This is a genomic window from Pseudomonas sp. MIACH, from assembly GCF_001269925.1.
In the GTDB taxonomy this organism is placed as follows: Bacteria; Pseudomonadota; Gammaproteobacteria; order Pseudomonadales; family Pseudomonadaceae; genus Aquipseudomonas.
This window is the reverse complement of the sequence record NZ_LHVO01000029.1, coordinates 1-15652: the sequence shown is the minus strand read 5'-3', so window position 1 is coordinate 15652 and position 15652 is coordinate 1. Positions and strand designations below refer to the sequence as shown.

The 15652-nt window shown below is 61.4% G+C and carries 16 protein-coding genes; 8 read left to right on the top strand and 8 right to left on the bottom strand.

Annotation, left to right across the window (positions count from 1 at the left end; translation table 11 throughout):
• Positions 1-12 precede the first annotated feature (12 nt).
• Positions 13-909 (top strand): LysR substrate-binding domain-containing protein, encoded by an 897-nt coding sequence (locus AD670_RS11760; protein WP_053131984.1) that lies wholly within the window; start codon positions 13-15, stop codon positions 907-909.
• On the opposite strand, the gene AD670_RS11755 is transcribed toward AD670_RS11760, so the two are convergent.
• Positions 855-2261 (bottom strand): amino acid permease, encoded by a 1407-nt coding sequence (locus AD670_RS11755; protein ID WP_053131981.1) that lies wholly within the window; start codon positions 2259-2261, stop codon positions 855-857. The two genes, AD670_RS11760 and AD670_RS11755, sit on opposite strands and share 55 nt — an antisense overlap.
• A gap of 43 nt (positions 2262-2304) precedes the next feature.
• Positions 2305-3555 (bottom strand): kynureninase, encoded by a 1251-nt coding sequence (gene kynU, locus AD670_RS11750; RefSeq protein ID WP_053131978.1) that lies wholly within the window; start codon positions 3553-3555, stop codon positions 2305-2307.
• A gap of 144 nt (positions 3556-3699) precedes the next feature.
• Between kynU and AD670_RS11745 the strand changes: the two genes are divergently transcribed.
• Positions 3700-4173, top strand: coding sequence for an Lrp/AsnC family transcriptional regulator (locus AD670_RS11745; RefSeq protein ID WP_003176072.1), 474 nt, complete (start codon positions 3700-3702; stop codon positions 4171-4173).
• Between the two features lie 77 nt (positions 4174-4250).
• Here AD670_RS11745 and catA read toward each other — a convergent pair whose 3' ends face one another.
• Genes catA through AD670_RS11730 form a run of 3 tightly spaced genes read right to left on the bottom strand, consistent with a single transcriptional unit; the run spans position 4251 to position 6651 of the window.
• On the bottom strand, positions 4251-5180 hold the full coding sequence (catA, locus tag AD670_RS11740) for a catechol 1,2-dioxygenase (RefSeq protein ID WP_053131975.1): 930 nt from the start codon (positions 5178-5180) through the stop codon (positions 4251-4253).
• 41 nt (positions 5181-5221) lie between these two features.
• Positions 5222-5512: a muconolactone Delta-isomerase gene (gene catC, locus AD670_RS11735; RefSeq protein ID WP_053131972.1), complete on the bottom strand. Its 291-nt coding sequence runs from the start codon at positions 5510-5512 to the stop codon at positions 5222-5224.
• 11 nt (positions 5513-5523) lie between these two features.
• Positions 5524-6651, bottom strand: a complete 1128-nt coding sequence (locus AD670_RS11730; RefSeq protein WP_053131969.1) for a muconate cycloisomerase family protein — start codon at positions 6649-6651, stop codon at positions 5524-5526.
• 114 nt (positions 6652-6765) lie between these two features.
• On the opposite strand from AD670_RS11730, the gene AD670_RS11725 reads away from it, so the two are divergent.
• Positions 6766-7641 (top strand): LysR family transcriptional regulator, encoded by an 876-nt coding sequence (locus tag AD670_RS11725; RefSeq protein ID WP_053131966.1) that lies wholly within the window; start codon positions 6766-6768, stop codon positions 7639-7641.
• A 30-nt stretch (positions 7642-7671) separates the two neighbouring features.
• Here AD670_RS11725 and AD670_RS11720 read toward each other — a convergent pair whose 3' ends face one another.
• Complete coding sequence (locus AD670_RS11720; protein WP_053131962.1) at positions 7672-8664, bottom strand: helix-turn-helix domain-containing protein; 993 nt, start codon at positions 8662-8664, stop codon at positions 7672-7674.
• A gap of 312 nt (positions 8665-8976) precedes the next feature.
• On the opposite strand from AD670_RS11720, the gene antA reads away from it, so the two are divergent.
• The 4 genes from antA to AD670_RS11700 all read left to right on the top strand — a co-directional run bounded on the left by antA (position 8977) and on the right by AD670_RS11700 (position 13408).
• Positions 8977-10368, top strand: coding sequence for an anthranilate 1,2-dioxygenase large subunit (gene antA, locus AD670_RS11715; protein WP_053131960.1), 1392 nt, complete (start codon positions 8977-8979; stop codon positions 10366-10368).
• Positions 10368-10859, top strand: a complete 492-nt coding sequence (gene antB, locus AD670_RS11710; protein WP_053131958.1) for an anthranilate 1,2-dioxygenase small subunit — start codon at positions 10368-10370, stop codon at positions 10857-10859. The genes antA and antB overlap by 1 nt, the downstream gene beginning before the upstream one ends.
• 62 nt (positions 10860-10921) lie before the next feature.
• Entirely contained in the window at positions 10922-11929 is a 1008-nt protein-coding gene (gene antC / locus AD670_RS11705) for an anthranilate 1,2-dioxygenase electron transfer component AntC (protein ID WP_053131956.1), read from the top strand.
• A 72-nt stretch (positions 11930-12001) separates the two neighbouring features.
• Positions 12002-13408, top strand: coding sequence for an amino acid permease (locus tag AD670_RS11700; RefSeq protein WP_053131954.1), 1407 nt, complete (start codon positions 12002-12004; stop codon positions 13406-13408).
• A 43-nt stretch (positions 13409-13451) separates the two neighbouring features.
• Here AD670_RS11700 and kynA read toward each other — a convergent pair whose 3' ends face one another.
• Both kynA and kynB read right to left on the bottom strand, forming a co-directional pair.
• Complete coding sequence (gene kynA, locus AD670_RS11695) at positions 13452-14309, bottom strand: tryptophan 2,3-dioxygenase (RefSeq protein ID WP_053131950.1); 858 nt, start codon at positions 14307-14309, stop codon at positions 13452-13454.
• Positions 14306-14956: an arylformamidase gene (gene kynB, locus AD670_RS11690; protein ID WP_053131947.1), complete on the bottom strand. Its 651-nt coding sequence runs from the start codon at positions 14954-14956 to the stop codon at positions 14306-14308. Before kynB ends, kynA begins: the two co-directional genes overlap by 4 nt.
• A gap of 286 nt (positions 14957-15242) precedes the next feature.
• Between kynB and AD670_RS11685 the strand changes: the two genes are divergently transcribed.
• The gene (locus tag AD670_RS11685; protein ID WP_003230905.1) at positions 15243-15587 is read left to right on the top strand and encodes a cupin domain-containing protein; all 345 of its coding nucleotides are present in this window, start codon (positions 15243-15245) and stop codon (positions 15585-15587) included.
• Positions 15588-15652: the final 65 nt, after the last annotated feature.

The window sequence follows — 15652 nt, the reverse complement described above, 5'->3', positions numbered from 1 at the left end:
CGAGCACCAGCCATGCACTTTGACCTGATCGACCTGCGCCTCTACCTGCACATCCTCGACACCGGCAATATCACCGCCGGCGCGGCCCGCAGTCATTTATCCCTGGCGGCCGCCAGCGCGCGCATCCGGGCGATGGAGGCGTCGCTGGGCATCGAGTTTCTCGACCGTGGGCGTCGAGGCGTCACCCCCACACCGGCGGGAAAGGCCTTGGCCCGTCACGCTCGCCTATTGTTGCAACAAGCCGATCACCTGCAACAGGACCTCGCGGAATACGCCAACGGCGTCAAAGGCCAGGTGCGCCTGCTGTGCAACACCACCGCACTCAGCGAATACCTGCCGGAACTGCTCGCGGACTTTCTGCGCGAACACCCCAACCTCGATATCGACCTGCAGGAATTGCCCAGCCTGCGCATCACCCAGGCCTTGCGCCAGGGCACGGCGGAGCTGGGGATCATCTCCGACGCCGTGGACACCCACGGTTTGCAGACCGTGCCGTTTCGCGACGACCCATTGGTGCTGATCATGCCGCGCGACCATCCACTGGCAGGGGGCAAGGTGAGTTTTGTCGACAGCCTGCACTATGATTTCGTGGGCTTAGGCACCGCCAGCGCACTCTCGGTGTACCTGGAAGAACAGGCGCTGCACGCAGGCTTTCGTGTGCAGACGCGCATCCGCGCCGAGGGTTTTGATGGGCTGATGCGCATGGTCGCCCGCGGCGCCGGCCTGGGCATCGTGCCCCAGGCGGCGTTGGCGCGCTGGCAATCGCCAGCCCCCTTCACCGCCCAACCGTTGCAGGAAGCCTGGGCTCGCCGAACGCTGCTGCTATGCGCGCGCTCGTTCGAACACTTGCCGGGTTACGCCAGAGCCTTGTTCGACGCCTTGGCCTTGCCCTTGCGGAAAAACCCGTAATACACCGCCGACAGGATCAGCAGGAACGGCACGCCAAACACCAGGGTCATCTTGAACGCCTCGGTGAAGTACGTGGTGATCATCACCGCCCCCATCAGCACCAGGCCCAGCAAGGTGCTGTAGGGAAACAGGCGCAACTGGAACGACAGTTTCGCGCCGCCATGACGCTTGCGATAGCGCCGGAAAAACAGGTGCGTGAGGAAGATCATGAACCAGGTGAAGATCGCGCCAAACATCGAGATCGCCATCATCAGGGTGAACGAGCTTTGCGGGTACAGCACGTTCAACAGCGTCGCCAGGGCAATGCCCGAGCTGGACAACAGCAAGGCATTCAGCGGAATGCCGCTCTTGCTCAGTGCACCCATGGACTTGGGCGCAAAGCCGGCGCGGGACAGGCTGAACATCATGCGCGTGGTGATGTAGAGCTGGCTGTTCATCGCCGACAACGCCGCGATCAGGATCACGAAATTCATCACCCCGGTGGCGCCGGGAATGCCGATGGTCTGCATCACCGTGACGAACGGGCTCTGGGTCTGACCGGCCTGGTTCCACGGCACGATGGCGAGCATCAGCGCCAGGGTCAGCAGGTAAAACACCACCAACCGCACGATGGTCGCGCGAAAGGCTTTCTTCACGGCCTGCTCCGGGTCTGCCGCTTCACCGGCGGCCACGGCGATCATCTCGACGCTCAAGTAGCTGAAGATCGACACGATCACGGCGATCCACATGCCGCTCAACCCATGAGGGAAAAAGCCGTCGTGGGCCGTGTAGTTCTGCACGCCATAGTCCGGGTTGCCGGAGCCGAACACCACGTACACCGCCAGGATGATGAAGCCGAAGATGGCGCTGATCTTGATCGTCGAAAACCAGTACTCGAAGTTGCCGAACGTCTTCACGCTGATGGCATTGAGCAGGATCAGCACGCTGGAAAACGACACGATCCACACCCATTCCGGCACGTTGGCGAACCAGTACTTCATGTACATCGCCACCGCCGTGACTTCGGCGCCCACCGCCAGCACAATCGCCGCCCAGTAGGCATAACGCACCAGGAACCCGGCCAGCGGGCTGATGTAGAACTCGGCATAGGCGCCGAAAGAGCCGGAGGTGGAGTGGGCCACCGTCATCTCGGCCAGGCAGCCCATCAGCAACAAGGTGATCAACGCGCCGATCGCGTAGCTCACCAGCACGCTGGGCCCGGCATAGCCAATGGCATAGGCGCTGCCCATGAACAACCCGGTGCCAATGGCGCCACCGATGGCGATCATGCTCATCTGGCCGGAAGTGAGCTGGCGCCTCAGGCCCAGTTCGCGGTGGGTGATCTCGGCAAAGCCGTTGTCTGGCGTGGTCACGTGGTGTGCCCCTTTATTATTGTGGTTGTTGTCCAGCGTTTATTCAGGTGACGCTGCGGCGGACCTTGAATTGCGGTTGGTCCCAGGTGTTGTTATCGAGAATCTCACCGAGGATTTCCACCGCATCCCACACCTCGGTAAAACTCGTGTACAGCGGCGTAAACCCAAAGCGCATGATGCGCGGCTCGCGGTAATCACCGATCACGCCACGTGCGATCAGGGCCTGGATCACCGCATATCCCTCAGGGTGTTCGAAACTCACATGGCTGCCACGCCGGGCGTGTTCACGCGGCGTGATCAACACGAGGTTATGGGCGGCGCAGCGGCTTTCGACCCGCTCGATAAACAGGTCGGTCAATGCCAGGGACTTGCTGCGCAGGCTGGCCATGTCGGTCTGTTCGAAAATCTCCAGGCCGCATTCCACCATCGCCAGCGACGTGATCGGCTGGGTGCCGCACAGGTAGCGGGCGATGCCGGCGCTCGGCGCGTAGCTGGATTCCATCGCGAACTGCCGGGTATGCCCGAACCAGCCCGACAGCGGCTGATGCACCAGGTCCACCAGGGTCGGGCTGACCCACACAAATGCCTGGGAGCCCGGGCCGCCATTGAGGTATTTGTAGGTGCAGCCAATCGCATAATCGGCACCGGCGCCGTGCAGGTCGATCGGCACCGCGCCGGCCGAGTGCGCCAGGTCCCAGATGCTCAGCGCGCCGCATTCGTGGCTCAAGGCGGTGAGCGCCTGCATGTCGTACATGTAGCCGGTCTTGTAGTTGACGTGGGTGAGCATCACCACCGCCACGTCCGCGTCGATGGCCTCGGGCAGTTCATCCGGGCGGTTGACCAGGCGCAGGGAATAGCCCTGTTGCAGCAACTCGGCGAGGCCCTGGGCGATGTACAAATCGGTGGGGAAGTTGCTCGCTTCGCTGACGATCACCTTGCGCGCAGGTTCACGTTGGCGCTGCACGCTCAAGGCGGCGCTGAGCACCTTGAACAGGTTGATCGAAGTGGTATCGGTGATCACCACCTCACCGTCGCGCGCACCGATCAGCGGCGCCAGGCGGTTGCCCAGGCGCTGGGACAAGTCGGCCCAGCCGGCACTGTTCCAACTGCGGATCAAGCCATTGCCCCACTCTTGCGCGATGACCGCCTGCGCGCGCTCCAGCGCCGCCACCGGACGCGCACCGAGGGAGTTGCCGTCCAGGTAGATAACGTCCTGCGGCAAGGCGAACTGGTGACGCAGGGGCGCCAGCGGGTCCTGGGTGTCGAGGGCTTGGCAGTGGCTGCGAGAGGTCATGGGCGGTCCTGGTTTTTGTAAGTGGAGATGCAGCAAATAATGAACGAAGATTTAGAGAATTTTCGTGCAAAGTGGTGGGCAACAGGCTAATTAAGCAGTAGGAAATTCGAATTTAACCCCTAAACACGCGGATTTATTCAAACCATGATTCTTGACGCCACCGACCTGCGCCTCCTGCATTTCCTGCAACAGGATGGCCGTATCAGCAACCAGGAACTGGCGGAAAAAGTCGCACTGTCGCCCTCCGCCTGCCTGCGCCGTTTGCGTCTGCTGGAGAGTGAAGGAATCATCAGCGGCTACCGCGCAGTGCTGAATGCCGAACAATTGGGGATCGAGCTGGAGGCCATCGTCCACCTGTCATTGCGCCAGGATGTGGAGGATTGGCATGAGACGTTTATCAAGAAGGTGCAAGGCTGGCCGGAGGTGGCCAGCGCGTACGTGATCACCGGCGCCAGCAACTATGTGCTGCGCGTGCAGGCGCGCAACCTCAAGCACTTTTCGGACTTTATCGTGAACCACCTGAACCGCACGGCGGGGGTGATGGATATCCGCTCGGAGATTGTGTTGCAGAAGATCAAGGATCGGGATGAGGTGCTTGATCTGGTCGTTCGCAAATAGTCAGCCACGACACCGATCAAATGTGGGAGGGGCGGTGCGACGACTCGACTTGCCCCCTCCCACATTGTTGACCGCATTTAGTCTTCGAGGGCGCGAACCCGCTGCATGCGTTTTTGCTCTACCGGCGCTGCGGCGGTTTGCAACTCAAAGTCAAAATCAATCTGCGCAAACCGCCCTTCCACGCCAAACTCCCGCGCCAGTTGCGGATCTTCGCTGAAGCGAATCTCGGCAATCAATTCGTCCCGCGTTGCGTAGGCAAAATCATCATGCAGGTACGGGTCATCCGACAGGTTGATCTGCGTGGTCAGGTGCCGATACCCCGGCGCCGAGATGAAGAAGTGGATATGCGCCGGCCGCTGTCCGTGGCGCCCCAGTTGATCGAGCAACTGCTGGGTCGGCCCGGTCGGCGGGCAGCCGTAGCCCGACGGCACGATGCTGCGAAAGCGGTAGTTGCCCTGGGCGTCGGTCTCGATGCGGCGGCGCAGGTTGAATTCGGATTGCGTCGGGTCGAACCACGAATAGGTGCCACCGGTATTGGCCTGCCACACATCGACAATCGCCCCGGCCAACGGCTTGCCCTCGGTGTCGCGCACTTGCCCGCGCATAAACAGCGGCACCGCCTCGTCCTTGCCATCGTCCAGCCGTGCCTCGTACTTCGACAGCGGCGCGCCGGCCACATACAGCGGGCCTTCGATGGTGCGCGGGGTACCACCGGATTTGCCGGCTTCCTCGTCGGCGGCGTCCATCAGCATATCCAGGTAATGCTCCAGGCCGAGCCCGGCGGCGAGCAGTCCGGCCTCCTGATTCTTGCCCAATTCATTGAGGTAGTTGACCGCCTTCCAGAACTCTTCCGGGGTCACTTCCAGGTCTTCGATGATGTTTACCGTATCGCGCAGGATCCGGTAAATCAGCGCCTTGGTGCGCGGGTTACCGCCGTCAGTGAGGTTGCCGCTGGCTTCTTCGAGAAACTGTTGGGCATGGGCAGTCTGGGACAGTCGGATGGACATGGTGCATTCCTCATCTTGTAGTTATTAGGGTGAAGACCGGCCTAGCGGTCGTCCTCATGGATCGACGAAGGGTGCCGGCACAAGGCGTTCACTTCGATGGCCATGTAGGGATAAAGCGGCAGTTGCATCAGCAGGTCATGCAGCTCTTGCACACTGTCGACATCGAACACGCTGTAGTTGGCGTAGAGCCCGGCGATGCGCCACAAGTGGCGCCACTTTCCTTGCTCTTGTAAACGTCGAGCCAGGGCTTTTTCGTCGGCCTTGAGGTGGGCGGCGCGTTCCGGGTTCATGTCGACGGGCAGGTTCACGGTCATTTTTACGTGGAACAACATGGCGGTGCCTCTTAGTGTTTGTCACGACGGAAGAACGCCAGGCGCTCTTCATCGATGGCCAGGCCCAGGCCCGGTAAGTGGGAGACATGCAGCTGGAAGTCGCGGTACAGCGGCGGCTCGGTGAGGATGTCTTCGGTCAGCAGCAACGGGCCGAACAACTCGGTGCCCCACGCCAACGTGTTCAGCGTGAGGAAGGCATGCGCCGACGCGAGGGTGCCGATCCCGCCTTCAAGCATGGTGCCGCCGTACAGGCCGATACCGGCGGCTTCGGCAATCGCGGCGGTGCGCAATACCGCGCGGGGGCCGCCGTTCTTGGCGATCTTCAGGGCGAACACCGAGGCCGCGCCTTCACGGGCCAGGTTGAAGGCATCTTCCACACACTCGATGGATTCGTCGGCCATGATCGGCACCGGGCTCGACAGGTTGAGCCGGGCCATGCCGCCACGGTTATTGCGCGAGATCGGCTGTTCGATCAGGTCGACGCCATTGTCGCCGAGCACCTTGCACGCACGCAGGGCCACGGCTTCGTCCCAGGCCTGGTTGACGTCGACGCGCACGCTGGCACGCTCGCCCAAGGCCTTTTTGATCGCGATGACATGGGCCAGGTCATGGCCGACTTCACCGGCACCGATCTTCAATTTGAAGATGCGGTGCCGGCGCAGGTCGAGCATCTTTTCGGCCTCGGCAATGTCCTGGGCGGTATTGCCGCTGGCGAGGGTCCAGGCCACCGGCAGCGCATCGCGCACACGCCCACCGAGCAGTTCGCTGACGGGCAGGTTCAGGCGCTTGCCGAGGGCGTCGAGCAAGGCGCTTTCGATACCGGATTTGGCAAAGGTGTTGCCGCGAATGCTGCGCTCCAGGCGCAACATGGCCGCGTTGATATTGCTGGCGTCCTGGCCGATCAGCAGTGGTGCGAAGTGACGGTCAATGTTGACCTTGATGCTGTCGGGACTCTCGTTACCGTAGCTCAGGCCGCCGATGGTGGTGGACTCACCGATGCCTTCGATGCCGTCTGCGCAGCGCACGCGGATGATCACCAGGGTCTGGTTCTGCATGGTGTGCATCGCCAGCTTGTGCGGGCGAAGGGTGGGAAGGTCGACGATAATGGTCTCGATCGACTCGATGGCGCAAATCGGCATGGCAATACCCGTTGGGTTCTTTATAGATTTACGTCGATTCTGTGCCGCATTTTTCCTGGCTTCCAATATAGAATTAGTCTCAAGCAATACCCTCAAGGTATGACAGGAGCCGTTATGGAACTGCGTCATCTGCGCTACTTCCAGGTGTTGGGGCAGACCCTCAACTTCACCCGCGCGGCCGAACGCCTGCACATCGCCCAGCCGCCGTTGAGCCGGCAGATCCAGCAATTGGAAGAGGAATTGGGTGTGATTCTGCTGGAGCGTGGCCGACCGCTGCGGCTGACCGAGGCCGGGCGGTTTTTCTATGAGCACGCCAATGTGTTGCTCGAACAATTGGCCAAAGTCTGCGACAACACGCGACGCATCGGCCAGGGCGAGAAGACCTGGCTGGGCATTGGCTTTGCACCGTCGACCTTGTATGGCGTGCTGCCGGAATTGATTCGGCGGCTGCGCACCCATGACGCGTTGGAGCTGGAGTTGGGGTTGTCGGAGATGACCACCTTGCAGCAGGTCGAGGCGCTCAAGGCCGGGCGTATCGACGTGGGCTTCGGGCGCATTCGCATTGACGACCCGGCCATCGTCCAGCGCGTGCTGGTGGAGGATCGGTTGGTCGCCGTGCTGCCCGCCGGCCACCCCTTGCTGGCCGCCCCCGCGACCCTCGCCCAACTGGCCGCCGAGCCGTTTGTGCTCTACCCCGGCAACCCGCGCCCCAGCTATGCCGACCATGTGATCGCGCTGTTCGACGCCCACGGCCTGAGCCTCAAGGTGGCGCAGTGGACCAACGAATTGCAGACCGCCATCGGCCTGGTCGGTGCGGGCATGGGCGTGACGCTGGTGCCGGCGTCGGTGCAGGTGCTGCATCGCGCAGATATTGGCTACACGCCGATCGTGGAAGCGACGGCGACCTCGCCGATCATTCTCAGCCGACGGGTGAATGATCAGTCGCCAGGGCTTAGTCATTGTCTGCAGTTGGTTGAGGAACTGATCTGAAACCCTCCCACATGTTGATCTTCATCAGGTTCAAGTACTGCGCATACGCTTGCGCTGCAACGTCTGGCTGGGGGACTCATCGAACAGTTTTCGATACTCCGCCGAGAACCGCCCCAGGTGGGTAAAGCCCCAGCCCAGGGCAATCTCGGAGATGGTGCGGATTGAACCGTGCTCAAGGATTTCCTGGCGCACGGCAATGAGTCGGTGCTTTTTCAGGTAGGCCATGGGCGACAGCGCGAAGTACTTGCGAAACGCATCGAACAGCTTGAACCGTGACACGCCGGCAGCGGCTTCCAGGTCTTCGAGGTGCAGCGCCTCGCGGGCGTTGGCGTGAATGTATTCGCGCGCACGGATCAGGTAATGCGGCAGTTTCACCCCCAGTACGGCGCGCAGTTCTTCCGAGTAGTTGTTCGGTTGGGCGAGGATCAGGCCCTTGATCAGCGAGCTTTCCAGGTCACGGGTAAACGCCGCCTGCTCATACAACTCACTGCTGCCTTCCAGCTCGGCAATGAAATAGCGCGCCATGCGCCACCACGACGCCGAAGCGCCCTCCACCGCATCCATCACCGGCTCAAATTGCAGCGGCGCCTCGATCGGCCGTTGCAGCAAGCCTTCCAGCGATTCGCTCATCGCCGCCCGCGTGATCACCACTTGCAACTTGCGGCAGTCACCGGAAATCGCCAGCACCTGGTGCTCGTTGGGCGCGATGATCACGCCCTGATCGCGGTTGGAACCCAGGCACTCACCGTTCTTGCTCAACGCCTGCTCGCCCACCAGCGGCAGGCTCACGCTGTAGCTGCTGAAGTGCTCGGCGTCTTCGATATCGATGGTCACGTCGGTGCCGTATTCGATCACGCCCAGGGTGGTGGCGCGGGACTTGAACACGTTGGCACTGTGATGAAAACGCAGGCGCTCGGGCGTGCTCGTCGCCAGGCGGTGCGGCCCGCAAATGCCGGACATCCAGCTGCGGGCGCCTTCGAGGTCGAAGCGTTGAATATGGATATCGCGTGTCTGGCTACTCATCAGGTTGCACCCACGGCGGTTAGGCGGTTGCGCGCTCTGGCGGCGCGTCGTTGTGGTTCCACAGCAAGTTCTACGCCACGCCGGCCCGATTGCAACCGGGTGGATAGCAACCGTCAACTAAGTGGATAAACCGCAGGTGTTGACGCCCCTTGCTGCGCCAGACGGTCGCGCGTCGCGTCACCGTCCTGCACCACCGTGGGTATTTGCTGCCCAACTTTCCGGCCCACCTTCCCCCATTAAGCGGATAGCCCGCCACCTTGTCGCAGCCTCTTAATGGCCCACCTGTTTAGCCATTATCAAAAGGTGCCTCCCATGAGTGGTGCAAGAAGCGTCGAGCAATGGAAAAGCTTTATCGAGAGCTGCCTGGATTTTCGTCCGGCAGACGCCGTGTTCCGCATCGCCCGCGACATGTTTACCGAGCCCGAGTTGTTCGATCTGGAAATGGAGCTGATCTTCGAGAAGAACTGGATCTACGCCTGCCATGAAAGCGAACTGGCCAATCACCACGACTTCGTGACGATGCGCGCCGGGCGCCAGCCGATGATCATCACCCGCGATGGCGAGGGCCGGCTCAATGCGCTGATCAACGCTTGCCAGCATCGCGGCACCACCCTCACCCGGGTCGGCAAGGGCAACCAGTCGACCTTCACCTGCCCGTTCCACGCCTGGTGCTACAAGAGCGATGGCCGGCTGGTGAAGGTCAAGGCGCCAGGGGAATACCCCGACGGTTTTGACAAAGCCACGCGCGGTTTGAAAAAGGCGCGCATCGACAGCTACAAGGGCTTTGTCTTCATCAGCCTGGATGTGAATGGCCGTGACAGCCTGGAAGACTTCCTCGGCGACGCCAAAGTGTTCTTCGACATGATGGTCGCGCAGTCCGCCTCCGGTGAACTTGAAGTGCTGCCGGGCAAGTCTGCCTACACCTACGACGGCAACTGGAAACTGCAAAACGAAAACGGCCTGGACGGGTATCACGTCAGCACCGTGCACTACAACTACGTGGCCACGGTGCAGCATCGCCAGCAGGTGAATACCGAAAACGGCAGCGGGTCCGCCAGCACCCTGGACTACAGCAAGCTCGGCGCCGGCGACGCCAACACCGATGACGGTTGGTTCGCCTTCAACAATGGCCACAGCGTGTTGTTCAGCGACATGCCCAACCCCAGCGTGCGCTCCGGCTACGCCACCATCATGCCGCGCCTGGTGCAAGAGCACGGCCAGCAGAAGGCCGAGTGGATGATGCACCGCCTGCGCAACCTGAACATCTACCCGAGCCTGTTCTTCCTCGACCAGATCAGCTCGCAGTTGCGCATCATCCGCCCGGTGGCGTGGAACAAGACCGAGATCATCAGCCAGTGCCTGGGGGTGAAGGGTGAATCCGACGCCGACCGTGAAAACCGTATTCGCCAGTTCGAGGACTTCTTCAACGTCTCGGGCATGGGCACCCCGGACGACCTGGTGGAATTTCGCGAAGCCCAGCGTGGTTTCCAGGGCCGCCTGGAACGCTGGAGCGATATCTCACGCGGCAGCCACCGCTGGGAAACCGGGCCGACGCCGAACAGCGAGGCCATCGGCATTCAACCGGCCATGACCGGCACCGAGTTCACCCATGAAGGCCTGTACGTCAACCAGCACCGCAACTGGCAGCACTTCCTGCTCAAGGGCCTGGACCAACAAGCGCTGAAACTGCGGGAGGTGAAGTGATGAATGCGCCATTGCAGTACCGGATCGAGCAGTTTTTCTACCGTAAATCCGAGCTGTGCGACGCCCAGGACTGGGACGCCTATGTGCAGTTGTTCGACCCGCAGAGCGAATTCCACCTGCCGCAATGGGACTCGGAGCACGTCTACACCCGCGACCCCAAGCGTGAGATGTCACTGATCTACTACGCCAACCGTTCGGGCCTGGAAGACCGCGTGTTCCGCCTGCGCACCGGCAAGGCGGCGTCTGCCACACCGATGCCGCGCACCTTGCACCTGATCAACAACGTGCGCATCGCCGAGCAGGCGGATGGCACCTTGGAGGTCCGGTTGAACTGGCACACGCTGTTCTATCGGCTGGCCACGTCGGAGCAGTTCTACGGGCATGCCACCTATCGCCTCAAGCCCCATGGCGACAGCTGGCTGATCACCCGCAAGCACGCGCTGCTGCTTAACGACACGATCAATTCGGTGCTGGATTTCTATCACCTCTAAACGCGCCTTTGTGGCGAGCAGCCCTGTTGTGCGCACGTCATCAATAGGCGGAGATCCCCTACATGAATCACAAAGTGGCCTTCAGTTTTGCCGACGGCAAGACTCTGTTTTTCCCGGTGGGCGCCCATGAAATCCTGTTGGATGCGGCACTGCGCAATGGCATCAAGATCCCTCTGGATTGCCGCGAAGGCGTGTGCGGTACCTGCCAGGGCCGGTGCGAATCGGGGGATTACACCCAGGACTATGTGGACGAGGAAGCCCTCTCCAGACTCGACCTGCAACAGCGCAAGATGCTCAGTTGCCAGACCCGGGTGAAGTCCGACGCGGCGTTCTACTTCGACTTTGATTCGAGCCTGTGTAATGCGCCAGGGCCGGTGCAGGTGCGCGCCACGGTAAGCGAGGTGCAGCAGGTGTCGGCCAGTACGGCGATCTTGACTGTGCGCTTGGACGCGTCGCTGGATTTTCTACCGGGCCAATATGCGCGCATCTCGGTGCCGGGCACGCCGAGCTGGCGCTCCTACTCTTTCGCCAACCGACCGGGCAATCAGCTGCAGTTCCTGATCCGCCTGCTGCCGGATGGGGTGATGAGCAACTACCTGCGGGAACGTTGCCAAGTCGGCGATGCGTTGCTGATCGAGGCGCCGCTGGGGGCGTTCTACCTGCGTCATGTCAGCAAACCGTTGGTGCTGGTGGCCGGCGGCACCGGACTATCAGCGCTACTGGGCATGCTCGATGAACTGGCCGCCACGGGCTGCGAGCAACCGGTGCACCTGTATTACGGCGTGCGCGGGGCTGAGGATTTATGCGAAGCGCAGCGTATCCATCAATACGCCTCGAAAATCCCCGGCTTTCGCTACACCGAAGTGTTGAGCGCCCCGTCGCCCGAGTGGTCCGGCAAACGCGGCTACCTCACCGAACATTTCGACCTGGCCGAATTGCGGGACAGATCGGCGGATATGTACGTGTGCGGCCCCCCGCCGATGGTCGAATCCATCCAACAATGGCTGGCGGATCAGGCACTTGATGGCGTTCAGCTGTATTACGAAAAGTTTACGCAGAGTAATATCTGACTCCTCAGCACTTCTGAGGGGCGGATGCGGCGTGCAATCAACCCCGAGAAAAACAAGTAGAAGGGAACGTTAATGGCGGATGACATGGTTAACCCGGTAGGCCTCAAGCGTGGCCTGAAGAACCGGCATATTCAGTTGATCGCCTTGGGAGGGGCGATTGGCACGGGGCTGTTCCTCGGTTCGGCCGGGGTACTCAAGTCGGCGGGGCCGTCGATGATCCTGGGCTACGCGATCGCCGGTTTCATCGCGTTCCTGATCATGCGCCAGCTCGGCGAGATGATCGTCGAAGAACCGGTGGCCGGCTCGTTCAGCCACTTCGCGCACAAATACTGGGGCGGTTACGCGGGCTTCCTGGCCGGCTGGAACTACTGGGTACTCTACGTGCTGGTGGGCATGGCCGAGCTGACCGCCGTGGGCAAGTACATCCAGTTCTGGTGGCCGGAGATTCCGACCTGGGTCAGCGCGCTGGTGTTCTTTGTCGCAGTGAACCTGATCAACACCCTGAACGTGAAGTTCTTCGGTGAGGCCGAGTTCTGGTTTGCGATCATCAAGGTGGTGGCGATTGTCGGCATGATCATGCTCGGCTGCTACCTGCTGTTCAGCGGCACCGGCGGCCCGCAAGCCTCCATCAGCAACCTGTGGAGCCACGGTGGGTTCTTCCCGAATGGCGGCATGGGGCTGTTGATGTCCATGGCCTTCATCATGTTCTCGTTCGGCGGCCTGGAGCTGGTGGGTATTACCGCCGCCGAAGCCAGCGAACCACGCAAAGTGATCCCGAAAGCGATCAACCAGGTGGTGTACCGGATCCTGATTTTCTATGTCGGCGCATTGACCGTGCTGCTGTCGCTGTACCCATGGGATCAACTCCTGCAAACCCTCGGCGCGTCGGGCGATGCCTACAGCGGCAGCCCGTTTGTGCAGATCTTCTCGCTGATCGGCAACGACACCGCCGCCCACATCCTCAACTTTGTGGTGCTGACCGCAGCGCTGTCGGTGTACAACAGCGGCGTGTACTGCAACAGCCGCATGCTGTTCGGCCTGGCCGAGCAAGGTGATGCGCCGAAAGCGCTGATGAAGCTCAACAAGCAAGGCGTACCGCTGCGGGCCCTGGCGATCTCGGCGTTGGTGACGATGCTGTGCGTGGTGGTCAACTACGTAGCGCCGCAGAGTGCGCTGGAGTTGCTGTTCGCGCTGGTGGTTGCCTCGCTGATGATCAACTGGGCGCTGATCAGCATCACCCACATCAAGTTCCGCAAGGCCATGGGCGATCAAGGCGTGACGCCGTCGTTCAAGACCTTCTGGTTCCCGTTCAGCAACTACCTGTGCCTGGCGTTCATGCTGATGATCATCAGCGTGATGCTGGCGATCCCGGGTATTCGCGAGTCGGTGTATGCGATGCCGGTTTGGGTGGGGATTATCTACATTGCCTACCGGTTGCGAGTGAGTAAGACGAAAGCGGTCGCCGCCTCCCGCATTTGATTGCATTGCAAATGAAAAGCCCCGGTGATCCGGGGCTTTTTGTTTACAGCGTGGAGCGCACTCGCCACAGCTCGGGGAACAGCACCGTGTCGAGCATCTTGCGCAGGTACCCCACGCCTTCGGTGCCACCAGTACCCGGCTGGAAGCCGATAATCCGCTCCACTGTGGTCACATGCCGGAAGCGCCATTGGCGGAAAGAATCCTCCAGGTCGATAAACTTCTCGGCCAACTGATACAAGTCCCAATACCGGCTCGGGTCGCGATACACCTCGCGCCACGCCGCCTCCACCGACTCATCGTGAATGGTCGCCGCCGTCGGGTCGCGCTCGGCACGCTTGGGGTCAATCGCCAGGCCCGCCTTGGCCATCAGGTTCACCGCTTCGTCATACAGCGACGGCGTGGCAATCGCTACCTGCAACTCCTGCAACAACTCAGGCCGATGGGCATGGGGCCGCAGCAGCGTCGCGCTCTTGTTGCCGAGGATAAATTCGATCTCGCGGTACTGGAACGACTGGAACCCGGACGACTGCCCCAGGAACGGGCGAATCGCCTTGTATTCCGACGGCGTCATGGTCGCCAGCACGGCCCAGGCGTGCACCAGTTGGTCGAAGATCCGCGACACCCGCGCCAGCATCTTGAACGCCGGCGGCAATTCGCCCAGGCGCACGTGTTCGCGGGCGGCCTTGAGTTCGTGGAGCATCAGTTTCATCCACAGCTCGGAGGTCTGGTGCTGGATGATGAAGAGCATTTCGTTGTGGTCCGGCGACAGCGGATGCTGGGCACTGAGGACCTTGCCCAGGTCCAGGTAATCGCCGTAGCTCATGGACTCGGAAAAATTCAGTTCGGCGTTATGCCATTCTTCCGGTGGCTGGTAGTCGGCAGAGAAAGGACATTGGCTCATCGCGTGGGCTCCTTGAGCGATCGGAGAATGGCACGAACCGGGCTCGCGTCCAGGTTGGCGAAACGCAGCGGCAAGGCGATCAGTTCGTAGTCGCCCTCCGGTACGTCATCGAGCACGATGCCTTCGAGAATCGCCATGCCATGCCGCGCCACGGCGTTGTGGGCGTCCATGGTCTTGGACTGTTGCGGGTCGAGTGAAGGCGTGTCGATGCCGATCAGGCGCACCCCCAGGCTGGCCAGCCGTTCAATGGTCTGCGGGGCGAGGGCGGTGAAGTTCGAATCCCATTCGGTCAGCGGTGCTTGTGGATAAGTACGCAACAGCACGCGCTCCGGCAGGTTATCCACACGCCCGTCCAACTGATGCGGCTGCACCAGCGCACCGCTGCCCAGGCAATGCAGCACCCGGCACGGGCCCATGTACACCTCCAGCGACACCTCCCCAATCGGCGCACCGTCCGCGCTGTAATGCAGCGGCGCATCCACATGGGCGCCGGTGTGCGGCGACAAGGTAATGCGCCCGACATTCACCGGGCACTCCGGGCCGAACTGCCACACACGCTCTTCCTGGAACGGCGTATCCCCCGGCCAGGTCGGGGTCGCCGTGCTCAAGGGCGGGCTGATGTCCCACCACGTTTTTATTGGGTTCATTTAAAGGCTCTCGGCGGTTACTGGGGTGAATGATACGAGGGCCAGCTGCGAATTTTCTTGCGAATTCCTGCGCCAAGCAGGAAATATTTCGCACTTACTGCGAAGAAATGGCCTATTCACGCTCAGAAGTGTCGCCTGGCCACAGTGGCGCTGCCACATTGGCTACGCATGGCCTGAGGAGTCGTGTTCACCTGCGCTTCTGGGCATCCCGGTGTCGAGTTCAGACCACTGGCGCAACGCTCAAGGCCGTAGGGTGGATCTTTCCATTCCCTGCCTCGGAGGCATCATGTCCAAGCCCATCACCGTACTGCGCGACACCCACCCCTTGCCGGTCCTGGATGCCTGCAAATGGGAAAAGCTCGAAGGCGACCCGCACACCGTCAACCTCAACGCCTACACCAGCGAAGACGGCAGCAAGATCATGGGCACCTGGATCTGCACCCCCGGTAAGTGGTACGTGGAATACGTGAAGTGGGAATACTGCCATTTCCAGGAAGGCTACTGCGTGATCACCCCTGAGGGGATGGAGCCGATCCATCTGCGTGCGGGGGATATCTTCGTGGTGGAGCCAGGGATGAAGGGGACGTGGGAAGTGGTCGAGACGGTGCGTAAGTATTTTGTGTTTGCTTAAATCGCTTCCAAAGCGGGCAACTTTGACATTGTTGTGGCGAGCGGGCTTGCCCCGCGTTGGGCTGC

Coding starts and splice junctions, on each gene's coding strand:
- kynU (WP_053131978.1), bottom strand. CDS start 3,555: ATGACCTCTCGCAGCCACTGCCAAGCCCTCGACACCCAGGACCCGCTG.
- AD670_RS11745 (WP_003176072.1), top strand. CDS start 3,700: ATGATTCTTGACGCCACCGACCTGCGCCTCCTGCATTTCCTGCAACAG.
- AD670_RS11700 (WP_053131954.1), top strand. CDS start 12,002: ATGGCGGATGACATGGTTAACCCGGTAGGCCTCAAGCGTGGCCTGAAG.
- AD670_RS11685 (WP_003230905.1), top strand. CDS start 15,243: ATGTCCAAGCCCATCACCGTACTGCGCGACACCCACCCCTTGCCGGTC.
- catC (WP_053131972.1), bottom strand. CDS start 5,512: ATGTTGTTCCACGTAAAAATGACCGTGAACCTGCCCGTCGACATGAAC.
- AD670_RS11760 (WP_053131984.1), top strand. CDS start 13: ATGCACTTTGACCTGATCGACCTGCGCCTCTACCTGCACATCCTCGAC.
- kynA (WP_053131950.1), bottom strand. CDS start 14,309: ATGAGCCAATGTCCTTTCTCTGCCGACTACCAGCCACCGGAAGAATGG.
- catA (WP_053131975.1), bottom strand. CDS start 5,180: ATGTCCATCCGACTGTCCCAGACTGCCCATGCCCAACAGTTTCTCGAA.
- AD670_RS11725 (WP_053131966.1), top strand. CDS start 6,766: ATGGAACTGCGTCATCTGCGCTACTTCCAGGTGTTGGGGCAGACCCTC.
- AD670_RS11730 (WP_053131969.1), bottom strand. CDS start 6,651: ATGCCGATTTGCGCCATCGAGTCGATCGAGACCATTATCGTCGACCTT.
- antC (WP_053131956.1), top strand. CDS start 10,922: ATGAATCACAAAGTGGCCTTCAGTTTTGCCGACGGCAAGACTCTGTTT.
- antA (WP_053131960.1), top strand. CDS start 8,977: ATGAGTGGTGCAAGAAGCGTCGAGCAATGGAAAAGCTTTATCGAGAGC.
- antB (WP_053131958.1), top strand. CDS start 10,368: ATGAATGCGCCATTGCAGTACCGGATCGAGCAGTTTTTCTACCGTAAA.
- AD670_RS11720 (WP_053131962.1), bottom strand. CDS start 8,664: ATGAGTAGCCAGACACGCGATATCCATATTCAACGCTTCGACCTCGAA.
- kynB (WP_053131947.1), bottom strand. CDS start 14,956: ATGAACCCAATAAAAACGTGGTGGGACATCAGCCCGCCCTTGAGCACG.